The 355-nt window shown below is 56.3% G+C and carries 1 protein-coding gene; it reads right to left on the reverse strand.

Annotated features, from left to right (window positions below):
• Positions 1 to 227 (reverse strand): hypothetical protein (locus ACTJJ7_RS28125; RefSeq protein WP_440969514.1); only part of this gene is annotated, 227 nt, incomplete at its 3' end.
• Positions 228 to 355 lie beyond the last annotated feature (128 nt).

Here is a 355-nt window from a genome sequence, read left to right on the forward strand (position 1 = left end):
TGGAACTGCCCTGATTGCAACCGCGTGACGGTGCCAAGGGCGCCGATAATATCCAGGACCAATTGATGCACCACGTCTTCAGCGATAATCGCCGCGGCTTCGCCATAAGCGGCGGCGATATGGGGCAGGTTGTCGATCTGGATCGTCAGTTCGCCTGTCAGATACTGCTGCTGCGACTGACTTCGGCTAAATTGGTTTGAACCCGACGTGGTACGACTGCGGTTCATTTGAAACTCACAAACGGCAAGGCCAATCTGAAGAGAAGGGCCTCCAGCCCTGTGATTTTGCCGCTCATCACAGACCAAAGCGGGGCACAGCGGAGAATTCAATTCTCCGCTGTGCCGGCGGCGGTATG

It is taken from the genome of Phyllobacterium sp. 22229 (assembly GCF_052056495.1).
GTDB classification, from domain to species: Bacteria; Pseudomonadota; Alphaproteobacteria; order Rhizobiales; family Rhizobiaceae; genus Phyllobacterium; species Phyllobacterium myrsinacearum.